The organism is Paenibacillus sp. BSR1-1 (assembly GCF_030403775.1).
Lineage (GTDB): Bacteria > Bacillota > Bacilli > Bacillales > Cytobacillaceae > Neobacillus.
This window is the reverse complement of record NZ_JAQMWQ010000010.1, coordinates 114,650-135,800: the sequence shown is the minus strand read 5'-3', so window position 1 is coordinate 135,800 and position 21,151 is coordinate 114,650. Positions and strand designations below refer to the sequence as shown.

The following is a 21,151-nucleotide window of genomic DNA, read 5'->3' as shown; positions in this document are numbered from 1 at the left end:
CTCATTCCCTATATGGAGGTACAGCATGAGAAATAAACAAACTGGGTTTCCAAATCAAAATAATAATAAGTTTGAGGGAGAACCGAGAGCTAAAGCAGAATATGCTTCAAAAAGAGCAAACGGAACTATCAACACACATCCTCAAGAGCGCATGCGCGCTTCCGGTGAACGTGACGACGAATCACCACAATTTTAATTTGTAATACTAAGACAAACCAGAGAATAGGTTCTCTGGTTTGTCACTTCAACTGCTTTAACAAGGATATCGGCAGTGCTTCTTCCTTACCATCACCTTTTAGCCGATACCCCCAAGCAAACACGCCATTCATATAGTCTATTTTAAAATGCTGGCCAGGGTCTCCTTCAATTTCGTAAATTTCCCCAGGTTTAAAGGATTCAGGGTTTAATAAATATGCCTTTGCCATTAAAACTTTTCTTTCAAGGACGGCAAATTCATTTACCATCCCCATTTGCTCTGCTTTCCTGGCTTTTTCTTGCAGACCAGCAATTTCCTGCCTTAATTCATTCTTAGTCATTTCACTATACCGCTTCTCCTGCTGCATCCCTATCCCTCCCATTTCTCTTTATTTTAGTATAGTTTTTTTTGTAAAATTAATAAAGGTAAAAAACATTTTGAAGGAGATAACTTAATGGAAACAATCATCGTAACTGGAGCCGGGACAGGCTTGGGAAAAGAGTTAGCACTTCTTTTTTCAAAAAAGGGGTATCATCTTTTGCTTGCTGGCAGAAATTCTGCTAAATTACTTGCTGCCAAAGATGAGATTGAAGCAAGTGGCGGTAAGGCTGATATCCTTGTGCTGGACATTCGGAAGAATGAAGAAGTTTCGGAGAAAATAAAAGATATTGGCAGTACCTGCCACATAACTGGATTGGTGAATAATGCCGGTGTAGGACATTTTGGGCCTTTTGAGGAGATAGATGGAAAGCAAATCAGTGAAATGTTAAATACTAATGTGTTGGGTACAATTTTTATGACAAAGGCAGTATTACCGCTTCTGCATGTTAAGAGCGAAGGAAGGATTATGAACATCATTTCAACTGCCGGTTTACGCGGAAAGGTCAATGAAGCCGTTTATGCAGCGAGCAAATTTGCTGTCAGAGGCTTTACAGAAAGCCTGCAAAAGGAATACGAGGGCAGTGGAATAAAAATTAGTGCGGTTTACATGGGTGGGATGGATACACCATTTTGGTCGGGCAGTGACCATATTAAAGATCCATCACGGCTAAGCTCGCCTAAACAGGTGGCTGAAAGGATTTTTGAACAACTTGATCAAAATGAGATTATTATTGAAAGTAAAAAATCATGACGGGCTTGTCATGATTTTTTACTTTCAGCTAAGTACCTCTCAATTAAATCGATCGGAAAGCCTTTCCGATATAAAGCTTGCTTCATCTTTTGCTCATATTCGAAACCGCTGAATTGAGAGTATTTCCGATGAGCTTTTTCCCCCTGAAACTTGATGGCTTCCATTTCCTCATCAACTTCTTTATTCACTTCATTTTCATTTACAGCAATTTGAATAACCTCAAAAGGATATCCTTTTCTAAGCAGCAATTGCTCCAGCTTTTGCTTTTGAATTTTAAAAGAGTCCTTCGAATTCTTTTTGAAGAACTTATCGCTCATTTTCGTTGCTTTATCTATCTGCTGTTCGAGCGGAAATTCCGCGAGAGCACGAAGACGGATTTCCTCCTCAATCCCTCTTTCCTTTAATTCCAATTTGATTAAATCAGGACCTTTATCAGTCGTATTGGCCTGTGTTCGTACATATGCAAAAGCATAATCCTCATCATTGATGTATTTCTGATTTGTTAATTTATGAACAACTTCCTCGATAACAGGTTCATCTACTTCTTTTTGAATAAGATAATCCCTAATTTCTTTCGCCGACCTCATTCTCCTAGCCAAATAATTTACAGCTAGATTATATGCCTTACGAATATCATCCTGAAACTGGATTTCCATGAAGGAAAAATCATCAATCTCCATGCCTTTTTTTAACTGAAATTTTATTAGTACATCACTATCAATACTAAAGGCAAATTCCTCGCCTTTTCCGTAATCCATAAACACATTAAATCGGTCTTGATTCTTCTGTTGTGTGGTGATTTTCGTAATAATAGCCATTTCCTTCACCTCAAGAATACTTTACCATATTTTTCATTTAATATAGTAAAATAAAAGCAAAAGGGGGTGTTTTTCATGAAAATTGCAATCGCAGGCGGAACTGGCTTTATTGGGAAGGCACTGGTAGAAGAATTCCTAAAAAACAATCATAAAGTCATTATTTTAACTAGAAGGTTACCTGCCATAAATAAAAATGACAGAATTAAATATGTACAATGGCTGAGTGAAAATTCAAACCCCATATCCGAACTTCAGAATACTGATATTTTTATTAACCTTGCTGGAGAGTCGATTAATAGCGGCCGATGGACAGAAAAAAGAAAAAACAAAATATTAATCAGCCGGCTTGAGGCTGTTAAAGAGCTATTAGAAATAATGAAAAAATTGGAACGAAAACCAAAGGCATTTATTAATGCCAGTGCAGTGGGTATTTATGGAACATCATTAGACAAGGTGTTTACAGAAGAAGAGCAAATACTCGGAAATGATTTCTTAGCTGAAACCGTCAAGCAATGGGAATACGAAGCAGGTTTTGCAGCAAAATTGGGAATACGCATTGCTTTTTGCAGATTCGGAATTATCCTTGATCGTAACGGGGGAGCATTGCCAAAAATTTCATTTCCCTATAAGGCTTTTATTGGCGGGAATATCGGCCATGGCCGGCAGTGGATGTCGTGGATTCACATTGAAGATATCGTCAAAGGGATTACCTTTATTATTGAAAACAAGAACATTCAAGGACCAGTTAATTTTACGGCACCTAACCCGGTTACGATGAGCGAGTTTGGAAAAACACTTGCTCTGGAATTACACCGACCTCATTGGCTGCCGGTTCCAAGCTTTGTCCTTCGATTACTTTTGGGAGAAATGAGTACATTAGTTGTCGATGGTCAAAACGTATTACCAAATAAATTATTGGATTCAGGTTTTAAATATAAATACACTGATCTTCAAAAAGCTTTACAAAATATATTTACTTAAATCAGTATCATTCCTTTCCTAAAAGGTAAAAATGGAAATAAGTACATAAAGTGCTTTATTTTTACCACATAGCTTGATGACGATTGACAAAAAAATGTTGAAAGGAATGAGCAAAATGGCTGAAAAGAAGAAAAAGGATAAGGATAGAGGGAAATACAGTCTTACTAGCATGCAAGAGGTATCCTATCAGCGGGAATTTAAAATGGCTGACCGTGCTGGCGGCTATGCCGACAGAAAAACGAAGCTTTAGAACACCAAATTTTTAAAGAATTTTCCATTAATGGACCCCTTTCAATTTGTTAAAACTAGAGTAGAGAGCATTTTTCCTCTCAAGAGTTAACATTTGAAAGGGGTTTTTGTGATGGGTCGTTCACACGGACATGGTTCACGAGATAAAAATAAAGCTTCACTTCCACAAGTGCCAAAAAACATGAAATCAGATGGACAGGATGTTGAGTTTTCGAAGGAAATGGCTGATGGAGCCGATCTTGAGGCACTGGCACGCGCTAATGCAGCAAACCAACGCGTTCAAAATCGAAATAGAAAATAATCCTAAAAAAAGAAGCAGGTTTGCCCTGCTTCTTTTATATTAATTTTTCATTGTTTTAACACTAATTCATGTTCACATTTTTTGCATGGGCTCTTTGGAAATAGCCTTTAACAAAGGGTCCTGTAAATCGGTCAAGTCCGAAGTAGTAAGCTCCAGTACCTGCGAATAATAGAATCAACGCTGCTGTATAAAGTATTGGATTAGTGCTTGTTGTTCCCGCAAGCATATCCGGCAAATAATGCGGGAATTGTAGCTAATCCCACGATTAACCCTATACCTACTAGCATTTCTCCCCAAGGAATCAAGACATTAAAGATATGAACAAGGTTTGATTGTGGATAGTGTGCATAATAATGTAGAATACCTATATTTAAAGGTTTTTAATGTGGATAAATCTGTGGATTAAAAGAGCATCCAATATACAGATGCTCTTTTTATTACCTATAATGCCGATACCTTTTCCTCGAATGACACAACTTCACTTTCAAATTCCCCAAGGATTGGAAAATAACTAATTGTTTCATCCAGCTTTCCAAGATTATCTAAATCCTTTTTGTCAGCTCTAATGACAAATACTCCATTAGAAATTTCATCAATACAGGTGATTGATGGTTTTATGACGTTTTTGGAAAGTCCAGTAATTAACCAGAATTCTTTCGCCTTCCCTTTTTTCTGCTCTAGTTCTGCAGAGACCGTTTGGTTAAAATTTCGTTTTATATTATTATTTTGACACACGTAAGCCAAATCCTCGATAACAGCACTCGCTGTAGGAAACATCCCTGCTCCAGGACCCTGCAGCGTGATTCTGCCAACAATATCTGAATGTACACTTACAGCATTCTCGACGCCTTCTACATGATAAAAAGGATTTTCCTTCCCGACAAGAGCCGGCTTAACAGTTACCTGTATTTGAGTGCCTTCCTTAGAGATACTTGCAATATGTTTAAATCTCAATTCTAATTTTTCGGCAGCCTCAATTAATTCACTTGTGATGGGGGTAATTCCTTCACGTTCAACGTCCTTCCAATTCGGTTCTTCTCCAAATGCAATTCGGCTGAGAATCATAGCTTTGTAAAAGGCATCGAAGCCTTCGACATCATTGGTTGGGTCAGCTTCTGCATAGCCATTTTTTTGAGCCTGAAGCAAGGCTTCAGCAAACGACCACTTCTTTTCTCTCATTTCGGTTAGGATGAAATTTGAGGTTCCATTTAGTATTCCTTGAATTTGTTGAACCCGGTTAATTTTTAATAATTGTCTTAATGTCTGTATGACGGGAATTCCTCCGGCTACCGTGGCTTCAAAACCAACCGAGACACTTTTTTCATTTGCCAGTGCGATCAGATGTTTCCCGTGGTGTGCAAACATTTCCTTATTCGCTGTAATAATGTGGCAGCCCCGCTCAATTGCCTTTTGCAAAAATGTAAAGGTAGGCTCCTTGTTTACAATGGCTTCAATTACAATATCGAGTTTTGGCAAGTTAAGTATATCTTCAAAGTCTGTAGTTACTAAAACATCTTTACGAATATTTCTTTCCCTCTGTTTATTTTTGATTAGGATCGCCGCCACTTCCACTTTCTTGCCTAAAACGGCTTCGAGGTCGTCAGCGTGGGATTCAATCGTGCGGTAGACACCTTCTCCAACCGTACCAAAACCTAAGATTGCCACCTTTATTACAGTCATTTTTTTGCACCCCTTCAATAAATAGTTAGAAAATACGAAAAACCCTCTTCATAAGAAGAGGGCACGGATTCCTCCTCTTATCTATCAGGTTTTATAAAAACCTGCAGGAATTAGCACCTTTTCAAGGATTACCTTGAAGGTTGCCGGGCTTCATCGGGCCATGTCCCTCCGCCGCTCTGGATAAGAGATATATAATTTTTCATTAAATTTCCAAGAATATATAAAATGAATATTAGCTGAATCTTCTGTCAATGTCAATAGTTTTTTTAGGCTCTGTTAATCTAGGTTGTTGATTTACCCTCCAGGCGCTTCGCTTTCCGCTCCAATCAACAGTGGTTAAAAATCAACAATGTTCTTTAATACAGCCTTTTTTTAAAGCGGCAATAATTCAATTGTTTCCTTATTACCGATTTTTTCAACCATATTAAGCCATTCCTTCGGTTTATTTGAAAGCACTGAATAATACGTAGTGAGAAAATCTTTTACAAGCGCTGCTGGCAAACTATGGACCTCATCGCTTGTCGGCATAAAGCATAAATCTAGGCCAGAGACAGCCTCGCCGTTATTTTCCCATGATGGATGGACATAAGCGAGATCCAGACGGTTATAGCCTAGATGGGATAGTACCTCCCTGCGTACATATGGATCCATCACTTTCACACCGCCGAATTCATGATGTTCTACTCTATATGGATCATAAATTTCAGCGAACATACCAAACAGCTCTTTCTCGTTCTCTTTTGCAAGCATTTGTAAATCCTTCAAACGATTCTGTGCCAAAAATCGGCCAAGGCTTAACCCCGGCTTACTGATAATGGTGAAGTCTGTCATTGCGATATTCCAATCCGGGTAATAGCGGTATTCTGTAGCTCCCACAACCTGTTCATCATCAATAGCAACAAATACGCGTATACTTGGATCTTCTAGCGGTTCCTTCCATAGCTCATAATCCAATACTTCCTCAGGCGGGAATATCTTCCCCATTAAATCATGAAGCTTTTTAAAATTTGGGTCCTCAATATTTGAAATTCGTTTATACTCCATTTGTAAATTAGCCCCCATTCTTTATTTGAATGGATTTCTCCATTCCATAATCGCTGCAAGATTGCAGGATTCTTCATCATCTAGATAATTTGTTGAAACACCTAAGGGCACACGACCGCAGCGAAGGAGAAAGGTAATGACTGGATCCTTCATCTCTCCCTTAATAATGGAAGTCAAGTACTCCTCAGGGTCATTCTTTGTGCCACTTTATGATAGCCTGGCATCCTGCCGCCGCCAAGCAGCCGGTCAAACCCCTTTTCAATCACAACATGATAATAGCCTGCACCATTAACTTACCAAGCCCCAGCTTTCGGTACTTGGGACGAACGCTGATATCTACAATATACAGGGAATTTCCATCCGGCTTATGGTTACGGATATATCCATGGTCAGTGATTTAATCCCATGTATGATTGATTTCTTTTGGATCAAAATCCACACCTAGGCCGGTGAGAGAGCCCGCTAACACTCCATCCACCTCGACACATAAAGCTCCTTCTTGAAAAAGAGTAACATGGTTATTTAATTGCTCTTTATTCCACCATAATTCTGATGGAAAAGGAGGAGGAAAGCACTCCGCTTGGATATCAATGAGCTGGTCAAAATCCTCTTTTGTATAATTGCGAATGATAGCCGGAATTGGTTCTTCCAAATCAAAAACAAAAAATTTACTTCTGTACATCCAATCACATCCTACTTTTCCCAATCAGGGTATAAATCAGTTCTGCGGTCGCGCCAGGTTGTAACAGAACCGCGTTCGCGGACTTCATACAATAGATCTAAATCAAGATCAGCTGTCACAACCATATCATCATTGATTTCCCCTTCCACTAAAATGCCTCGCGGCGGGAAAGGAATGTCATTAGGAGTAATAATAACTGCCTGACCAAAATTAGCCCTCATAAAGTCAACTGTTGGCAGTGAGCCAACTGTTCCGGTTAAGACCACATATACTTGATTTTCAATTGCCCGGGCATGACTTGTGTAACGAACCCGATGAAAGCCATGACGATCATCCGTACAGGATGGACAGAAAATAACATCAGCGCCTTTTGCTTTGGCCATACGGACAATTTCCGGAAATTCAATATCATAGCAGGTAAGAAGGGCTATTTTCCCTTTGTCTGTTTCAAAAATTTGAAACGAATCACCAGGCGCCATACTCCACTCCTTTACCTCTGTCGGAGTAATATGAAGTTTTGCCTGCTCGCCTATTCTTCCGTCTGGGTAAAATAAATGAGCGGTATTGTATAGCTTATTATCTTTTTTAATAACATGCGTTCCGGCAATAATATGCATGTTGGTCTTTCTGGCAAAGTTAGAAAACAGCTCTCGGTATTGTTCCGTAAAGCCTGGCAAATCATCAATGATTAGGCTTTCCCCCTTTCCGTTGCCAATGGAAAGAAGCTGTGTGGTAAAAAACTCAGGGAACAAAACAAATTCAGCCCCGAATTCTTCAGCTGTTTTTATATAATGCTCACATTGTGCCGCGAATTCCTCAAACGAATTAATTGTATGTAAATGGTACTGCACTACTGATACTCTATATTTCATATCTAACCCCCACACATTAATTTGGAAATTTTCTCTAAGGAAATTATCCCCTATTTTAGATTTTCATACAAATAATTTGCCAAATGAAAAGCCCGCCATTTGGCGAGCTTTTTATTATTGCTGCAGCTTTCCTTCAGCAAGTTTAATTTGCGCTTTAACCTGCTCAGGTGACGTTCCTCCGAAGCTATTGCGGACAGCCACTACATGTTCCGGGGCTAAAACTTCATAAATATCCTCTTCAAACAATGGACTGAACTGCTGATATTCATCGAAGCTTAAATCCAGTAAAAATTTGTTGGATTGGATTGCATATAAAACAATTTTCCCGATAACTTCATGGGCATCACGGAACGGCAATCCTTTTCTAACTAGATAATCGGCAATATCTGTAGCATTAGAAAAATCATTGTTAATCGCTTTTCGCATGATCTCTTTATTCACTGCCATAGTTTCAATCATCGGTGCGAGGAGCATTAATGAGCCTTCCAGTGTTTCAACAGTATCAAACATACCTTCTTTATCTTCTTGTAAATCTTTATTATACGCCAGTGGCAATCCTTTGAGGACTGTTAACAAACCTATTAAATTGCCATAGGTGCGCCCTGTTTTTCCTCTAAGCAATTCTGGTACGTCAGGATTTTTCTTTTGCGGCATAATGCTTGATCCGGTACAAAACGAATCATCAAGCTCGACAAATTGGAATTCTTGGCTGGACCAAATCACTAATTCTTCAGAAAATCTGGAGATATGCGTCATAATGATTGACCCGATTGATAGAAATTCAAGGATAAAATCACGGTCACTAACGGCATCCATGCTATTTGGATAGATGGTTTCGAATCCCAGCAGATCGGCAACAAGTTCGCGATTTATCGGAAAGGTCGTCCCTGCTAATGCTCCAGAACCAAGTGGAAGCCAGTTTACACGTTTCAAAGAGTCTAACAATCTCTCTTTATCGCGTTCAAACATCCAAAAATATGCCATTAAATGATGGGCAAATGAAACCGGCTGAGCACGCTGCAAATGTGTATAACCGGGAATCAGTGTTTCTACGTTCTCCTTTGCCTGCTTAATGATCGCCTGCTGGACATCTTCGACTAATTTAATCAACTCAGTTGTTTTTGTACGAAGATATAAATGCATGTCCGTTGCAACTTGATCGTTACGGCTGCGTCCGGTATGGAGCTTGCCGCCGACAGGTCCAATTTCTTCAATTAAAAGCTTTTCAATATTCATATGAATATCTTCATCTTCTATTTGAAATTCTACTTCGTTTCGATCCACTTTCTCTTTAATCTTAAGAAGACCATTTTTTATTTTGTCGGCATCCTCCATTGGAATGATACCGCATTCCCCAAGCATTGTGACATGGGCAAGGCTTCCAGCGATATCTTCTTTTGCTAGTTTTTGATCAAAAGAGATGGAAGCTGTAAATTCTTCGACTAATTTATTCGTTTCTTTCGTAAAACGTCCGCCCCATAGCTTGGACATCAGTGCTCCCCCTTACTTCCTCTAAGAAGTTTGCCCTCGAAATTTTGGCTTCGAGGGCGCTTTAGAATTATTTTAAAACTGATTCTTTTTTAGTTACCTCTGAATAAACCTTTGTTGGCAGTCCCCATAGTTTAATAAAACCAACTGCTGCATTGTGGTCGAATGCGTCACCTTTTGCATAGGTTGCTAGTTCTTCGTTATAAAGGCTGTATGGGGATTTACGTCCAACAACAGTATGACTGCCTTTATGAAGCTTCACGCGAATTGTTCCAGTAACGGTTTTTTGTGTTTCATTAATAAACGCATCAAGAGCTGGTTTAATGGGTGAATACCAAAGGCCTTCATAAATAATCTTTGCCATCTGCTGCTCAACCTGTGTTTTAAATTGTGTTACCTCACGAGTCAATGTTAAAAACTCTAATTCCTTATGTGCATTAATTAAAATTAACGCAGCAGGATTTTCATAGACTTCGCGCGATTTGATTCCTACTAATCTATTTTCAATATGATCAATTCGGCCTACACCATGTTTGCCGCCAAGAGTGTTCAACGCTTCGATTAATTGCACTAAAGGAAGTTTTTCACCATTAAGTGCAACAGGAACCCCTTGTTCAAATTCAATTTCAACATACTCCGCCTGGTCTGGAGTTAGTTCAATAGGATTTGTCCAGTCGTATGCTTCTTCAGGTGCTTCTGCCCATGGATCTTCAAGAACTCCTGCCTCACAGGCACGTCCCCAGATATTAGCATCAATTGAGAATGGATTATCCAAATCAACAGGGATTGGAATACCGTTTTCCTGCGCATACTTAATTTCCTCATCACGTGTCATGCCCCATTCACGAACCGGAGCGACCACTTTTAAACTAGGGTTCAATGCTTGAACAGAAACCTCAAAGCGAACCTGGTCATTTCCTTTACCTGTACAGCCGTGTGCTACTGCTGCAGCACCCTCTTGTTCTGCAACCTCAACTAGTAATTTTGAAATTAATGGGCGTGAAAGAGCAGATGAAAGCGGGTATTTCCCTTCATATAAGCAATTCGCCTTTAAAGCAGGAAGAATATACTCCTTTGCTAATAATTCTTTAGCATCGATCATGATGGCTTTTATAGCGCCAACGTTTAAGGCTTTATTTTTAATTGCTTCAAGATCTTTTCCTTCACCAACATCCAGACCTAATGCAATAACATCATATCCGTATTTTTCCTGAATCCATTTAACCGAAACCGAAGTATCTAAACCGCCTGAATAGGCTAAAACAATTTTCTCTTTCGCCATTTTTAATATCTCCTTACGTTTGTGTGTATTATTATTCAATCTATAGAATTATTATACACTATATCTCAAAAAAATAAATACTATTATGCTAGTAATAATTTTAAAATTGCTTTTTGTGCGTGTAAACGGTTTTCTGCTTCATCAAAAACAACGGAATGTGGCCCGTCAATGATTTCGGCCGTTACCTCTTCACCGGGATGTGCCGGTAAACAGTGCAAGAAGATGAAATCATCTTTGGCATACTGACAAAGCTCTTTATTAACCTGATAGGATGCGAAATCCTTAAGTCTCTTTTCTGTTTCTTCTTCCTGACCCATACTGGTCCATACATCAGTCACAATGACATCGGCACCCTTCACAGCTTCAACTGGATCATTGGTAATCATAACTGTGCCGCCATATTGTTTTCCTACTTTAATTGCCTTTTCAGTAATTTTTCCATTAGGCAAATATCCAGGGGGACTGGCAATGCTAATATCCATTCCCACTTTCACCGCGCCTTCCATTAAGGAATGTGCCATATTATTGTTTCCGTCCCCAATATAGCAAAGCTTTAATCCGGCCAATTTTCCTTTATGTTCAAGTATGGTTAAAAGGTCTGCCATTACTTGGGTTGGATGCTGCAAATCCGTTAAACCATTAATAACGGGGATAGAAGCATGCTCTGCTAATTCTTCAACCGATTCATGGCCAAAAGTACGGATCATTAAGCCATCAACATAGCGCGATAATACTTTTGCCGTATCGGAAATACTTTCGCCTCTTCCAAGCTGAATATCACGTGAACTTAAGAATATCGCATGGCCCCCGAGCTGAAGCATGCCAACTTCAAAGGATACCCTAGTACGTGTCGAAGATTTTTCAAATATCATTCCCAATACTTTCCCGCTTAAGTATGGATGTGGTTTACCCTGTTTTTGCATAGCCTTCAGTTCCTGAGCCTCATCCAGAAGAAATAGGATTTCCTCTGGACTGAAGTCAGAAAGCTGTAAAAAATCTTTTCCTTTAAATTGTAATTTATTCTCGTTCAACTTAATGGCTTCTAGCATGAACGGCACCTCTTTCATTCAAATTGTAAAATTCGCTTACTGAGCGGACATCAAGATTAGTAATCGGACCTTTTTGTAAACCAATGGTCGCTTCCACCGTATCCAAATGTGTGTAAACCGGCACCTTATACCGTATCGCCTGCTCCCGAATTTGAAAACCAAATTTCAGTTTATTTCGGCCTTGGTTTGGCAGATTAATGACTGCCTTCATTTTCTGATTACGGAAAAGGTGGTTAATATCCTGATCATCCCTTACTACTTTATCAACAGGGATGCCATTTATTTCAAAAAATAATGCTGTTCCTTCTGTTGCCGCTAATTTAAACTTTTTTTCTAAAAGCTCTTTAACTATTGGAAGACTAGCCGGCTTTTCTCGATCAGAAATGGAACATAAAATATATTTATCTTCTATTTTCCCCTCTAAAGCTGGTATTGCCTTATTAAGGGCTTCTTGATAGGTCAGACCCATTCCAAGCGCTTCACCTGTTGACTTCATCTCAGGTCCAAGTACATGGTCCACACCCTTTAATTTACTGGATGAAAAAATAGGTGCTTTCACAGAAAAATAATTTGGCTCTGGCATTAATCCTTGGTTCAGACACAATTCACTTAAGGATTCGCCTAATTGTACACTCGTCGCCCACTCAATCATCGGAGCTCCCGTTACTTTGCTGATAATAGGCACCGTTCTTGATGACCTCGGGTTTACCTCTAATACATAGACTTGATTTTTATAAATAACAAACTGAATATTCATCATTCCAACAATCGGCGTAGTCTTTGCGATCCTGCTTGCATAATCTATTAATGTTTCTTTTTGTTTTTCTGATAATGAAATTGGTGGAAAGACTGATATACTATCGCCTGAGTGAACACCTGCTTTTTCGATATGTTCAAAGATTCCAGGTACCACAATCGATTCCCCATCACTAATCACATCAATCTCGCATTCTAGTCCGGGCATAAACTTATCTACTAATAACGGCCACATTTTTTCGCTTGAGTTATTTTCAAGCTGCTTCGTGTAACCTCTTAGTTCCTCTTCTGAAAAAATGGTAAACATCGATTGTCCGCCAATCACGTAAGATGGTCTTACGAGAACTGGGTAGCCTAATTCTCCCGCTGCTTCAACCAGTTTTTCTGTGGTATCGGCGGTTTTTCCTTCAATATGAGGAATTTTTAAATCCTCTAGAAGCTGATAAAATTCTTTCCGGTCTTCTAATCGATCTACATTCTGAACTGATGTGCCTAGGATTTTTACCCCTTCTTCTTCTAAATCATGTGCAAGATTAATCGCCGTCTGCCCGCCGAACTGAATTAAGACCCCTTCAACTTTTTCCTTTTCAATGACATGCAGAACATCTTCAGCCGCAAGGGGTTCAAAATATAGTCGATCTGCAACTGAATAGTCGGTGCTGACAGTTTCTGGGTTATTATTTATTACAACAGCTTCAAAACCTTTTTTCTTTATTGCTTTTGCTGCATGAACCGAGCAGTAATCGAACTCAATCCCTTGGCCAATTCTTATTGGTCCTGAACCGATGACAAGAATCTTCTTCTTGTTGGTGATTTCCACTTCATCAAATCCATGCCAGGTAGAGTAATAGTATGGAGTAACGGCATCAAATTCAGCCGAGCATGTATCTACCATCTTATAGCCTGGTTTCCAATTCAGTTCCTTCCATTTGCTTCTCACTTGTTTTTCAGGAATATTGTAAATTTGCGATAAGAGCTTATCAGCAATATTATTTCGCTTTGCCTGCTTCAGCAGGGTAACGGGAACTTCGCTCCAATGATATAAAGCTAATTCCTTTTCTAAAGCAACGATTGAATTAATTTTGTGCAAAAACCATGGATCAATCTGGGTCAGCTGTTGAATTTTTTCAAAAGAAATCCCTCTTTTGAATGCTTCAGCAATAATAAAGAGACGTCGGTCATTCGCTGTTTTAAGGAGGTCAATGATGGATGATTCTGTTAATGACTTATTTGTCTCTAAGCAAAGACCGTGTACATTCATTTCCATCGACCTGATTGCTTTATTCAAAGCACCTTCAAATGTCCGATCAATGGCCATGACTTCCCCAGTTGCTTTCATTTGCGTCCCTAATGTCCGATCGGCTTCAGGAAATTTGTCAAATGGAAAGCGCGGCAGTTTTACCACAATATAATCAATCGCTGGCTCAAACGAAGCAAAGGTGTTGCCTGTTATCGGATTCACAATCTCATCTAAGTGATAGCCGATCGCGCATTTTGCTGCCATTCTTGCTATTGGATAGCCGGTAGCTTTAGATGCCAAAGCAGATGAACGGCTAACCCTCGGATTTACTTCAATGATGTAGTACTGGTTGGATTCAGGATGAAGCGCAAACTGGATATTACAACCTCCGATAATCCCTAATTCACGAATGACCTTTAGGGAGCAATCACGGAGCATCTGATACTGAACATCTGTCAAGGTTTGTGATGGCGCAACTACAATGGAGTCACCTGTATGGACACCAACTGGGTCCATGTTTTCCATATTACAAACTATGATGCAGGTATCATTGGCATCTCTCATGACTTCGTATTCGATTTCCTTCCAGCCTTTGATACTGCGTTCAACTAATACTTGTTGGATCGGACTTGCAGCTAAACCCTTTTTCAGAACGATTTCAAGTTCCTCAGCATTGTGGGCAAAACCGCCTCCATCTCCTCCAAGTGTATAAGCTGGACGGATAATAACAGGAAAACCAATTTTGTTAACAAATGCTACGCCTTCATCGTAGCTGTGAATGATTGCTGATTCTGGAATTGGTTCGCTAATCTGAAGCATCAAATTACGGAACTTTTCACGATCTTCCCCTTTTTTGATTGACTCTACTGAGGTTCCAAGCAATTCTACATTGTATTTTTCTAATATATTCTGTTCATATAATTGTACTGTTAAATTTAATCCAGTTTGCCCGCCAAGGGTACCGATGATTCCATCCGGCTTTTCCTTCTGGATGATTTTTTCAATCGTTTCAACATTCAATGGTTCAATATACACCTTATCGGCTACGGCTTCATCCGTCATGATGGTAGCAGGATTATTGTTAATTAAAACGACTTCTAATCCCTCTTCCTTAAGAGCAATACAAGCTTGTGTTCCTGCATAGTCAAATTCTGCTGCCTGACCGATAACAATCGGGCCTGATCCGATTACTAGTACTTTTTTTAAGTTTTTATTTAAAGGCATAGCGAGTCTCTCCTAGTGAAGCTATCTGGGTTACGAAATCTTTTAAGATATATTCTGTATCACTTGGGCCCGGATGGGCTTCAGGATGGAATTGAACAGTTTGGATTGGATAGCTTTGATGCTTTAATCCTTCAATTGATTGGTCATTCACATTACGGTAAGTAATATCAAATACCTGACAATCGATGCTTTCATCCACGACCACAAAGCCATGATTTTGGGCTGTCATTTTCACTTTTCCTGTTCGCAATTCTTTAACAGGATGATTGCCGCCGCGGTGGCCGTATGCAAGTTTTGTGGTTTTCGCACCATATGCCAAGGCGATTAACTGATGCCCTAAGCAAATTCCGAGTGTTGGGAAGTACTGACTAATCTTTTTTATTTCCGAAAAGTACTTCTGTAGTGCCATCGGATCTCCAGGACCATTTGAGAGTAAGACCCCATCCGGATTCAATGCTTTAATTTTTTCATACGAAGTATTATAAGGCACGATTGTAACGGAACAGCCTTCCTCTAAAAGTGCATTCAGAATCGATTTTTTATAACCGAAATCGATTAATACAACATGCGGTCCATTGTTTTTGAAAAATTGAATCTTTTCCGTCGATACTTTTTCCACCCATAGTGGTGCTTTTTCAGTATCTAAAAATTGTGCTTGCTTTTTTGTACTTAAATATCCTTTAACGGTTCCGCGGCTTCGAATGGTTTTGACAAGAAGTCGAGTATCCACTCCGGCAATCCCTGGGACACCTGCCTGCTTTAGTTTTTCGGAAAATTTATTAATCGATTGATAATGGCTCGGCATTTCACATAAATCCCCAATTACTACTCCAGCCAAAGCTGGGGAAATACTTTCATCATCGAGCGCATTAACACCGTAATTTCCAATTATCGGGTAACAAAATGTAATGATTTGTCCGGCATATGAAGGGTCGGTAATGATTTCTTGGTAGCCGGTCATACTCGTATTAAAAACGACTTCTCCGAGAGAATCCTTTTGGGCACCAATTAATATTCCTTCAAATACTTCTCCCGTTTCCAAAGTAAGATATCCTTGTTTCAAAACACTCACTCGCCTTTCTCCATACTTTGGAATGTTCTTTCCAACTTGATAATAAATTCATTTATTTCCTCTTTTGAGGCAGTCAATGGTGGTAAAATCCGTACTACATTTGGGCCTGCTGTTAATATCAACAGTTCATTCGTTATCGCCTTTTGGACAATTTCTAGGGCGTTAATTTCGACAACCAAGCCTTTTAGAAGGCCTTTTCCACGAATATCCTTTATAAAAGAGTACTTTTCTTTCAGATTCTGAAGCTGAGAGTCTAAGTACTCTGAAATTACTTTAACTTGTTCTAATAGGTTTGTTTCAATTATATGTGTAAGAGTTGCCAGACCAGCGGCAGTTGCTAATGGGTTTCCGCCAAAGGTGCTGCCATGGCTGCCTGGTTCAAAGCCTTTTGCCGCTTCTTCCTTGGCGATAATGGCCCCGATAGGAAATCCTGATCCAAGACCTTTGGCGATACTGATTACATCCGGCTCAATAGAGTATTGCTCATACGCAAAAAGAGTTCCTGTTCTGCCGATCCCTGTTTGGATTTCGTCGACCATAAGAAGGATATCATTCTCTTTGCAAATCTGTGCGATTTTTTCAACCCATTCTTGGGCTGCTGGAATTACGCCGCCTTCTCCTTGGACAAGTTCTAAAAGTACTGCAGCTGGTTTAATGCTGTAAAGCTCATCAAGTGCATCAATATCATTAAACGGCAGGTAACTAAATCCAGGCATTAATGGTGCAAAGCCGTGCTGAATTTTTTCCTGACCGGTAGCTGTTAATGTTCCTAACGTTCTGCCATGGAAAGATTGCTTAAAAGTTACAATTGTAGGTGACTCATTCCCTTTCACTTTGTTAGAGTATCTTCTAGCCAGCTTGATGGCCGCTTCGTTTGCTTCTGCACCGCTGTTGCAAAAGAAGACTAGGTCGCCACAGCTGTTTGCTGTAAGAAGCGCAGCCAGTTGCTCTTGATTTGGAATGTTGTATAAATTCGAACAGTGCCAAAGATTTTGCAGCTGTTCTTCCAGTTTTTCTTTTACAGCATTGGGAACATGCCCTAGGTTACATGTAGCGATTCCTGAAGTGAAATCTAAGAACTGGTTATCTTGATCATCCCATACGTAGCTTCCCTTCCCTTTTACAAGTGTGACAGGAAAGCGTCCGTAGGTAGCCATCACAGGCGAGATTTGGGAAACGGAAGTAGTATTTGACATTACGCAATCTCCTCATCTAACACAATTTTTGTTCCGACCCTTTTACCGTCGGTATAATCTATAAGACTATTTTTATCGAATCCGTTGATGATTCCAACTTCGGGAATGTTGTGAACAAGTCCGTCAATCGCAGCTTTTACCTTTGGAATCATTCCGCCATAAATAGTTTGATTATCAATCATTTCTTCTATAACTGCCTTAGACACTTTATCAAGCTTTGTTTTAGCGCCATCTTTTTCGACTAATATCCCAGGAATGTCACTGATAAAACAAAGATTTGCTCCTAGAGCCTTAGCAATTGCTGAGGCTGCAATGTCACCGTTAATGTTATAGCGTTGACCGCTGGCATCTATTCCAATTGGAGATATTACCGGAATATTTCCCTGAGAAATAATTCCTTCGAGAACTTTTTTGTTAACCCCCGTTACTTCGCCAACAAAACCCAGCGTTTCGGCGTTTTGCGTTGGGACTGCTTGCAGCAAGCTTCCATCAACTCCGCTGACACCAATAGCATTTCCGCCTACTTCAATTATATTTCTGACGACCTGTTTATTAACGGATCCGCTTAAAACCATTTCAACAACATCAAGGACCTCATGATTAGTTACTCTTAAACCATTAATAAATGTGGTTTGGACATTTAGGGATTTCAATAAAGATGTAATAAGAGGGCCGCCGCCATGTACAATAATCGGCGTCCACTCACCAGCTTCAAGCATTTTAACTACATCTTCATAAAATGATCTTGGCAGATTATCTAACACACTTCCGCCGCACTTAATGACTAAGTATTTCATTTTACCTGCCCCCCTTAAGTGCGGTAGGATGCATTGATTTTCACATAATCATATGTTAAATCGCATCCCCAAGCAGTAGCACTGGAATCACCTTGATTTAAATCAATATAGATTTTGACATTTTCTTGTTCTAAATATTGCTTCACATCTTCTTCAACAAAGGAACTTGGTAATCCATTTTCAAAAACTGTATATGTTCCTATGGAAACCTTTAGTTTATTCGGTTCAAGAGGGACTCCGCTATAGCCTGCTGCCGTTACGATTCTGCCCCAGTTAGGATCCGTTCCATAAATTGCGGTTTTTACAAGATTGGAAGAGATAATTGATTTACCTACTGCTGAAGCTTCAGCTGTGTTGAATGCTCCGTTAACTTGAACTTCAACCAGCTTTGTTGCGCCTTCACCGTCTCTGGCAATTTTCTTTGCAAGGGACTCACAAACTATTTTTAATCCTTCTTTGAAGACTTCCCAATCCGGATGGTCCTTTGTAAGCGGATTGTTTTCCGCTAGGCCATTGGCCATTACTAAAACCATATCATTCGTGCTGGTATCACCGTCTACGGTAATCATATTAAAGGTTTGATTCGTTACATCTTTTAATGCAAATAGCAGGTCTTCGTGGGCAATGTTTGCATCTGTCGTAACGAAGCCAAGCATGGTTGCCATATTCGGGTGGATCATCCCTGACCCTTTGGCAGCTCCGCCGATGCTAATTGTTTTTCCGTCGATTTGAAGTTGTACCGCAATCTGCTTTATGCAAGTATCGGTTGTAAGAATCGCTTGCTTAAAAAATAATTCATTTTCATTTTCTTTATCGAGAATCTGCTTAATTCCCGAATTCACTTTATCCATTGGTAATAGTTCACCAATTACACCCGTTGAGGTTACTGCAACTAAGTGCTCCTGAACCCCAAGTTCAGCTGCAAATCCTTTTTGCATCTCATATGCGTCCTTTAAGCCTTGCTCCCCCGTACAAGCATTGGCATTTCCAGAATTCACTATGATTGCCTGAATTTTATTTTCTTTTGCGATACTTTCCTGTGTTACTAAAAGTGGTGCAGCTTGAAAAATGTTCGTTGTATATACACCGGCAGCTACAGCTGGTTTTTCGGAAACTATGTAACCGAGGTCGAGTCTCTTACGTTTAATCCCGCAATGTAAGCCGCCTGCTTTAAACCCCTGCGGAAATGTAACACTTTCTTCTTCAAGAATAACGATTTTCTTGCTTGTTAATGCCTGAGTCAATTGAACTACCCCCTTAGTTTTCCCTTTGTCCGTTTTCAAAACTAGATATCTATCAATTTATCATTCTTATTATGGATATAGTGGAATGTCAGTAAGCCCCGTCCGCTCATCCCATCCGTTAATTATATTTACGTTCTGGATCGCCTGGCCTGCTGCTCCTTTGACCAAATTGTCAATAACGGAGATGATGGTTAGGCGGTTTGTTCTTTTATCAACATGTAAACCAATATCGCAGTAATTGGACCCTTGGACTTCTTTTGTCGAAGGAATATTCCCTTGTGGCCTTACTCTTACAAAAGGTTTATTTTTATAAAATTCATCGTATATTTGCTGAATATCTTCAATAGATACGTCTTCTTTTAATTTCACATATATCGTACACATAATTCCCCGATTCATAGGCACGAGGTGGGTTGTGAAAGTAATGGTAATAGGGCTGCCCGATTCATCTTCTAAAACCTGTTCGATTTCAGGTATATGTTGATGTGCTCCGAGTTTATAAGCTTTTATATTCTCATTAATTTCAGCAAAATGAGAGGTTAACGAAAGTCCTCTTCCTGCACCTGAAACACCAGATTTTGCATCAATTACAATTGACTCGTAATCTGCTAAATTTGTTTTTACTATTGGCAATAGCCCCAGAGTGGCTGCCGTCGGATAGCATCCAGGGTTTGCGATGAGGCTGGAATGTTTTATTTTTTCAGGATAAATTTCACTTAACCCATATGTTGCTTTTTGTAAATAATTCGGATCTGCTGGTGAATGTTTATACCAGGTTTCATATTCTTCAGAAGACCTCAATCGAAAATCACCTGATAAATCTATACATTTAATACCCCTATCGAGTAAGGCAGGCACTTGCCGGCTGCTTACACCCGAGGGAGTAGCTAAAAAAACAAATTCATTTTCACTTAAACGATCTGGATCGAATTTATCAAGTGGCTGCTCAACGATACCAGATAAGTGGGGGTATACCTCACTAAAAGGTGTGCCCGCCTGCGAGTTAGAAACAACAGAACCAATTTCTAAATAGGGATGCTTTTGTATTAAGCGAATAAGTTCAATTGATCCATATCCTGTACCACCGATTATGCCAACCTTCAATTTTTTCATCTCCTAAGTTCCTCTAATAATGAATTATTATACATACATATATATAATTATTCAACGGAAAAATTGCTTAATTTTCCGTTTTTATTGAAAATTATTACGATTATTTTTGAAAACGCTTTCATTTTCGTTTGTAAGATTATACAAATTTTATGCATTTGTAAACAAAAAAGCAGGAATCGACTGTTAATGATTCCTGCTTCCGCTTCTAATATTTCCCTTATTGATGTGCACGTCTGTATTTGTACTGATTCCATTGATAATGAATAAAACAGCCAACACAAAAACCTAGAATGGCCACAAATGCTGCTATTGCTACTAAAGCTGTAAATACATAACCTAATGTGTCCCAACCAAGAATAAAACTAATAAAACCAATGGCTAAACATGAAATAGCTATTTTTTGATTAAATTGCTGCTGGTCCCAATCTTCAGGAATATAAGCCGATGGCTCTTTTCTTAAGAATAATTTTGCTATTTGCATAATTGGATTAAAGCCAAATAAAAGGCCAAGTAGACCTGCAACTAAAGGAATTAATAAGAACGACTCCTGTCCAGTTACCCATGTTAATACAACACTAAGGACAATGCTCCACTGGTTTGTTTTTACGAGAGGACGTGGGATTGAACGAATATTGCTTGTCATCTAAATCCCTACCTTTCAAATTGGAATTGTATGATTTATTGTAATTTTACCCTCTTTATTAAGTTTTGTATAGAGTGAGGTTAATTATTTTT

At 39.3% G+C, this 21,151-nt stretch carries 20 protein-coding genes, 2 pseudogenes and 1 riboswitch; of the genes and pseudogenes, 5 read left to right on the top strand and 17 right to left on the bottom strand.

Going from position 1 to position 21,151, the window contains the following annotated elements:
- The first annotated feature begins 25 nt into the window (after nt 1-25).
- Complete coding sequence (locus PH210_RS15920) at nt 26-196, top strand: small, acid-soluble spore protein K (RefSeq protein WP_223589771.1); 171 nt, start codon at nt 26-28, stop codon at nt 194-196.
- Nucleotides 197-239: 43 nt separating this feature from the next.
- On the opposite strand, the gene PH210_RS15915 is transcribed toward PH210_RS15920, so the two are convergent.
- Nucleotides 240-563, bottom strand: a complete 324-nt coding sequence (locus tag PH210_RS15915; RefSeq protein ID WP_289986845.1) for a YfhH family protein — start codon at nt 561-563, stop codon at nt 240-242.
- A gap of 87 nt (nt 564-650) precedes the next feature.
- Between PH210_RS15915 and PH210_RS15910 the strand changes: the two genes are divergently transcribed.
- Nucleotides 651-1,328 carry an SDR family NAD(P)-dependent oxidoreductase gene (locus tag PH210_RS15910; protein ID WP_289986843.1) on the top strand — a complete coding sequence of 226 codons (678 nt, stop codon included), beginning with the start codon at nt 651-653 and terminating at the stop codon, nt 1,326-1,328.
- Between the two features lie 8 nt (nt 1,329-1,336).
- Here PH210_RS15910 and recX read toward each other — a convergent pair whose 3' ends face one another.
- Nucleotides 1,337-2,146 carry a recombination regulator RecX gene (gene recX / locus PH210_RS15905; protein ID WP_289986842.1) on the bottom strand — a complete coding sequence of 270 codons (810 nt, stop codon included), beginning with the start codon at nt 2,144-2,146 and terminating at the stop codon, nt 1,337-1,339.
- A gap of 75 nt (nt 2,147-2,221) precedes the next feature.
- Between recX and PH210_RS15900 the strand changes: the two genes are divergently transcribed.
- From PH210_RS15900 to PH210_RS15890, 3 genes are all read left to right on the top strand, one after another.
- Nucleotides 2,222-3,127: a TIGR01777 family oxidoreductase gene (locus PH210_RS15900; protein ID WP_289986841.1), complete on the top strand. Its 906-nt coding sequence runs from the start codon at nt 2,222-2,224 to the stop codon at nt 3,125-3,127.
- Between the two features lie 115 nt (nt 3,128-3,242).
- Nucleotides 3,243-3,377 (top strand): YfhE family protein, encoded by a 135-nt coding sequence (locus PH210_RS15895; RefSeq protein WP_289986839.1) that lies wholly within the window; start codon nt 3,243-3,245, stop codon nt 3,375-3,377.
- A gap of 111 nt (nt 3,378-3,488) precedes the next feature.
- Nucleotides 3,489-3,677, top strand: coding sequence for a YfhD family protein (locus tag PH210_RS15890; RefSeq protein WP_289986838.1), 189 nt, complete (start codon nt 3,489-3,491; stop codon nt 3,675-3,677).
- 61 nt (nt 3,678-3,738) lie between these two features.
- On the opposite strand, the pseudogene PH210_RS15885 reads toward PH210_RS15890, so the two are convergent.
- From PH210_RS15885 to PH210_RS15815, 15 genes and pseudogenes are all read right to left on the bottom strand, one after another.
- Nucleotides 3,739-4,030 (bottom strand): annotated as a pseudogene (locus PH210_RS15885) (Crp/Fnr family transcriptional regulator); the annotation flags it as partial.
- Nucleotides 4,031-4,118: 88 nt separating this feature from the next.
- Complete coding sequence (locus PH210_RS15880) at nt 4,119-5,357, bottom strand: homoserine dehydrogenase (RefSeq protein WP_289986836.1); 1,239 nt, start codon at nt 5,355-5,357, stop codon at nt 4,119-4,121.
- 74 nt (nt 5,358-5,431) lie between these two features.
- Nucleotides 5,432-5,544: riboswitch (SAM riboswitch) on the bottom strand.
- Between the two features lie 185 nt (nt 5,545-5,729).
- Nucleotides 5,730-6,401 (bottom strand): GNAT family N-acetyltransferase, encoded by a 672-nt coding sequence (locus PH210_RS15875; RefSeq protein ID WP_289986835.1) that lies wholly within the window; start codon nt 6,399-6,401, stop codon nt 5,730-5,732.
- 21 nt (nt 6,402-6,422) lie between these two features.
- A pseudogene (locus tag PH210_RS15870) lies at nt 6,423-7,083 on the bottom strand (GNAT family N-acetyltransferase).
- Between the two features lie 11 nt (nt 7,084-7,094).
- Nucleotides 7,095-7,955 carry a carbon-nitrogen hydrolase family protein gene (locus PH210_RS15865; protein WP_289986834.1) on the bottom strand — a complete coding sequence of 287 codons (861 nt, stop codon included), beginning with the start codon at nt 7,953-7,955 and terminating at the stop codon, nt 7,095-7,097.
- A 114-nt stretch (nt 7,956-8,069) separates the two neighbouring features.
- On the bottom strand, nt 8,070-9,446 hold the full coding sequence (argH, locus tag PH210_RS15860; protein ID WP_289986831.1) for an argininosuccinate lyase: 1,377 nt from the start codon (nt 9,444-9,446) through the stop codon (nt 8,070-8,072).
- A gap of 67 nt (nt 9,447-9,513) precedes the next feature.
- Complete coding sequence (locus PH210_RS15855; protein ID WP_289986830.1) at nt 9,514-10,725, bottom strand: argininosuccinate synthase; 1,212 nt, start codon at nt 10,723-10,725, stop codon at nt 9,514-9,516.
- A gap of 83 nt (nt 10,726-10,808) precedes the next feature.
- Complete coding sequence (argF, locus tag PH210_RS15850) at nt 10,809-11,774, bottom strand: ornithine carbamoyltransferase (protein ID WP_289986829.1); 966 nt, start codon at nt 11,772-11,774, stop codon at nt 10,809-10,811.
- Nucleotides 11,758-14,994 carry a carbamoyl-phosphate synthase (glutamine-hydrolyzing) large subunit gene (gene carB, locus PH210_RS15845; RefSeq protein WP_289986826.1) on the bottom strand — a complete coding sequence of 1,079 codons (3,237 nt, stop codon included), beginning with the start codon at nt 14,992-14,994 and terminating at the stop codon, nt 11,758-11,760. Before carB ends, argF begins: the two co-directional genes overlap by 17 nt.
- Nucleotides 14,981-16,057 carry a carbamoyl phosphate synthase small subunit gene (locus PH210_RS15840; RefSeq protein WP_289986891.1) on the bottom strand — a complete coding sequence of 359 codons (1,077 nt, stop codon included), beginning with the start codon at nt 16,055-16,057 and terminating at the stop codon, nt 14,981-14,983. Before PH210_RS15840 ends, carB begins: the two co-directional genes overlap by 14 nt.
- A 5-nt stretch (nt 16,058-16,062) precedes the next feature.
- A complete protein-coding gene (gene argD / locus PH210_RS15835; RefSeq protein ID WP_289986825.1) occupies nt 16,063-17,262 on the bottom strand; it encodes an acetylornithine transaminase in 1,200 nt (399 codons plus the stop codon).
- On the bottom strand, nt 17,262-18,059 hold the full coding sequence (argB, locus tag PH210_RS15830; protein WP_289986824.1) for an acetylglutamate kinase: 798 nt from the start codon (nt 18,057-18,059) through the stop codon (nt 17,262-17,264). The genes argD and argB overlap by 1 nt, the downstream gene beginning before the upstream one ends.
- A 14-nt stretch (nt 18,060-18,073) precedes the next feature.
- Nucleotides 18,074-19,303, bottom strand: coding sequence for a bifunctional ornithine acetyltransferase/N-acetylglutamate synthase (argJ, locus tag PH210_RS15825; RefSeq protein ID WP_289986823.1), 1,230 nt, complete (start codon nt 19,301-19,303; stop codon nt 18,074-18,076).
- A gap of 69 nt (nt 19,304-19,372) precedes the next feature.
- Nucleotides 19,373-20,416, bottom strand: a complete 1,044-nt coding sequence (gene argC, locus PH210_RS15820; protein ID WP_289986822.1) for an N-acetyl-gamma-glutamyl-phosphate reductase — start codon at nt 20,414-20,416, stop codon at nt 19,373-19,375.
- 217 nt (nt 20,417-20,633) lie between these two features.
- The gene (locus tag PH210_RS15815; protein WP_289986821.1) at nt 20,634-21,059 is read right to left on the bottom strand and encodes a DUF4395 domain-containing protein; all 426 of its coding nucleotides are present in this window, start codon (nt 21,057-21,059) and stop codon (nt 20,634-20,636) included.
- Nucleotides 21,060-21,151 lie beyond the last annotated feature (92 nt).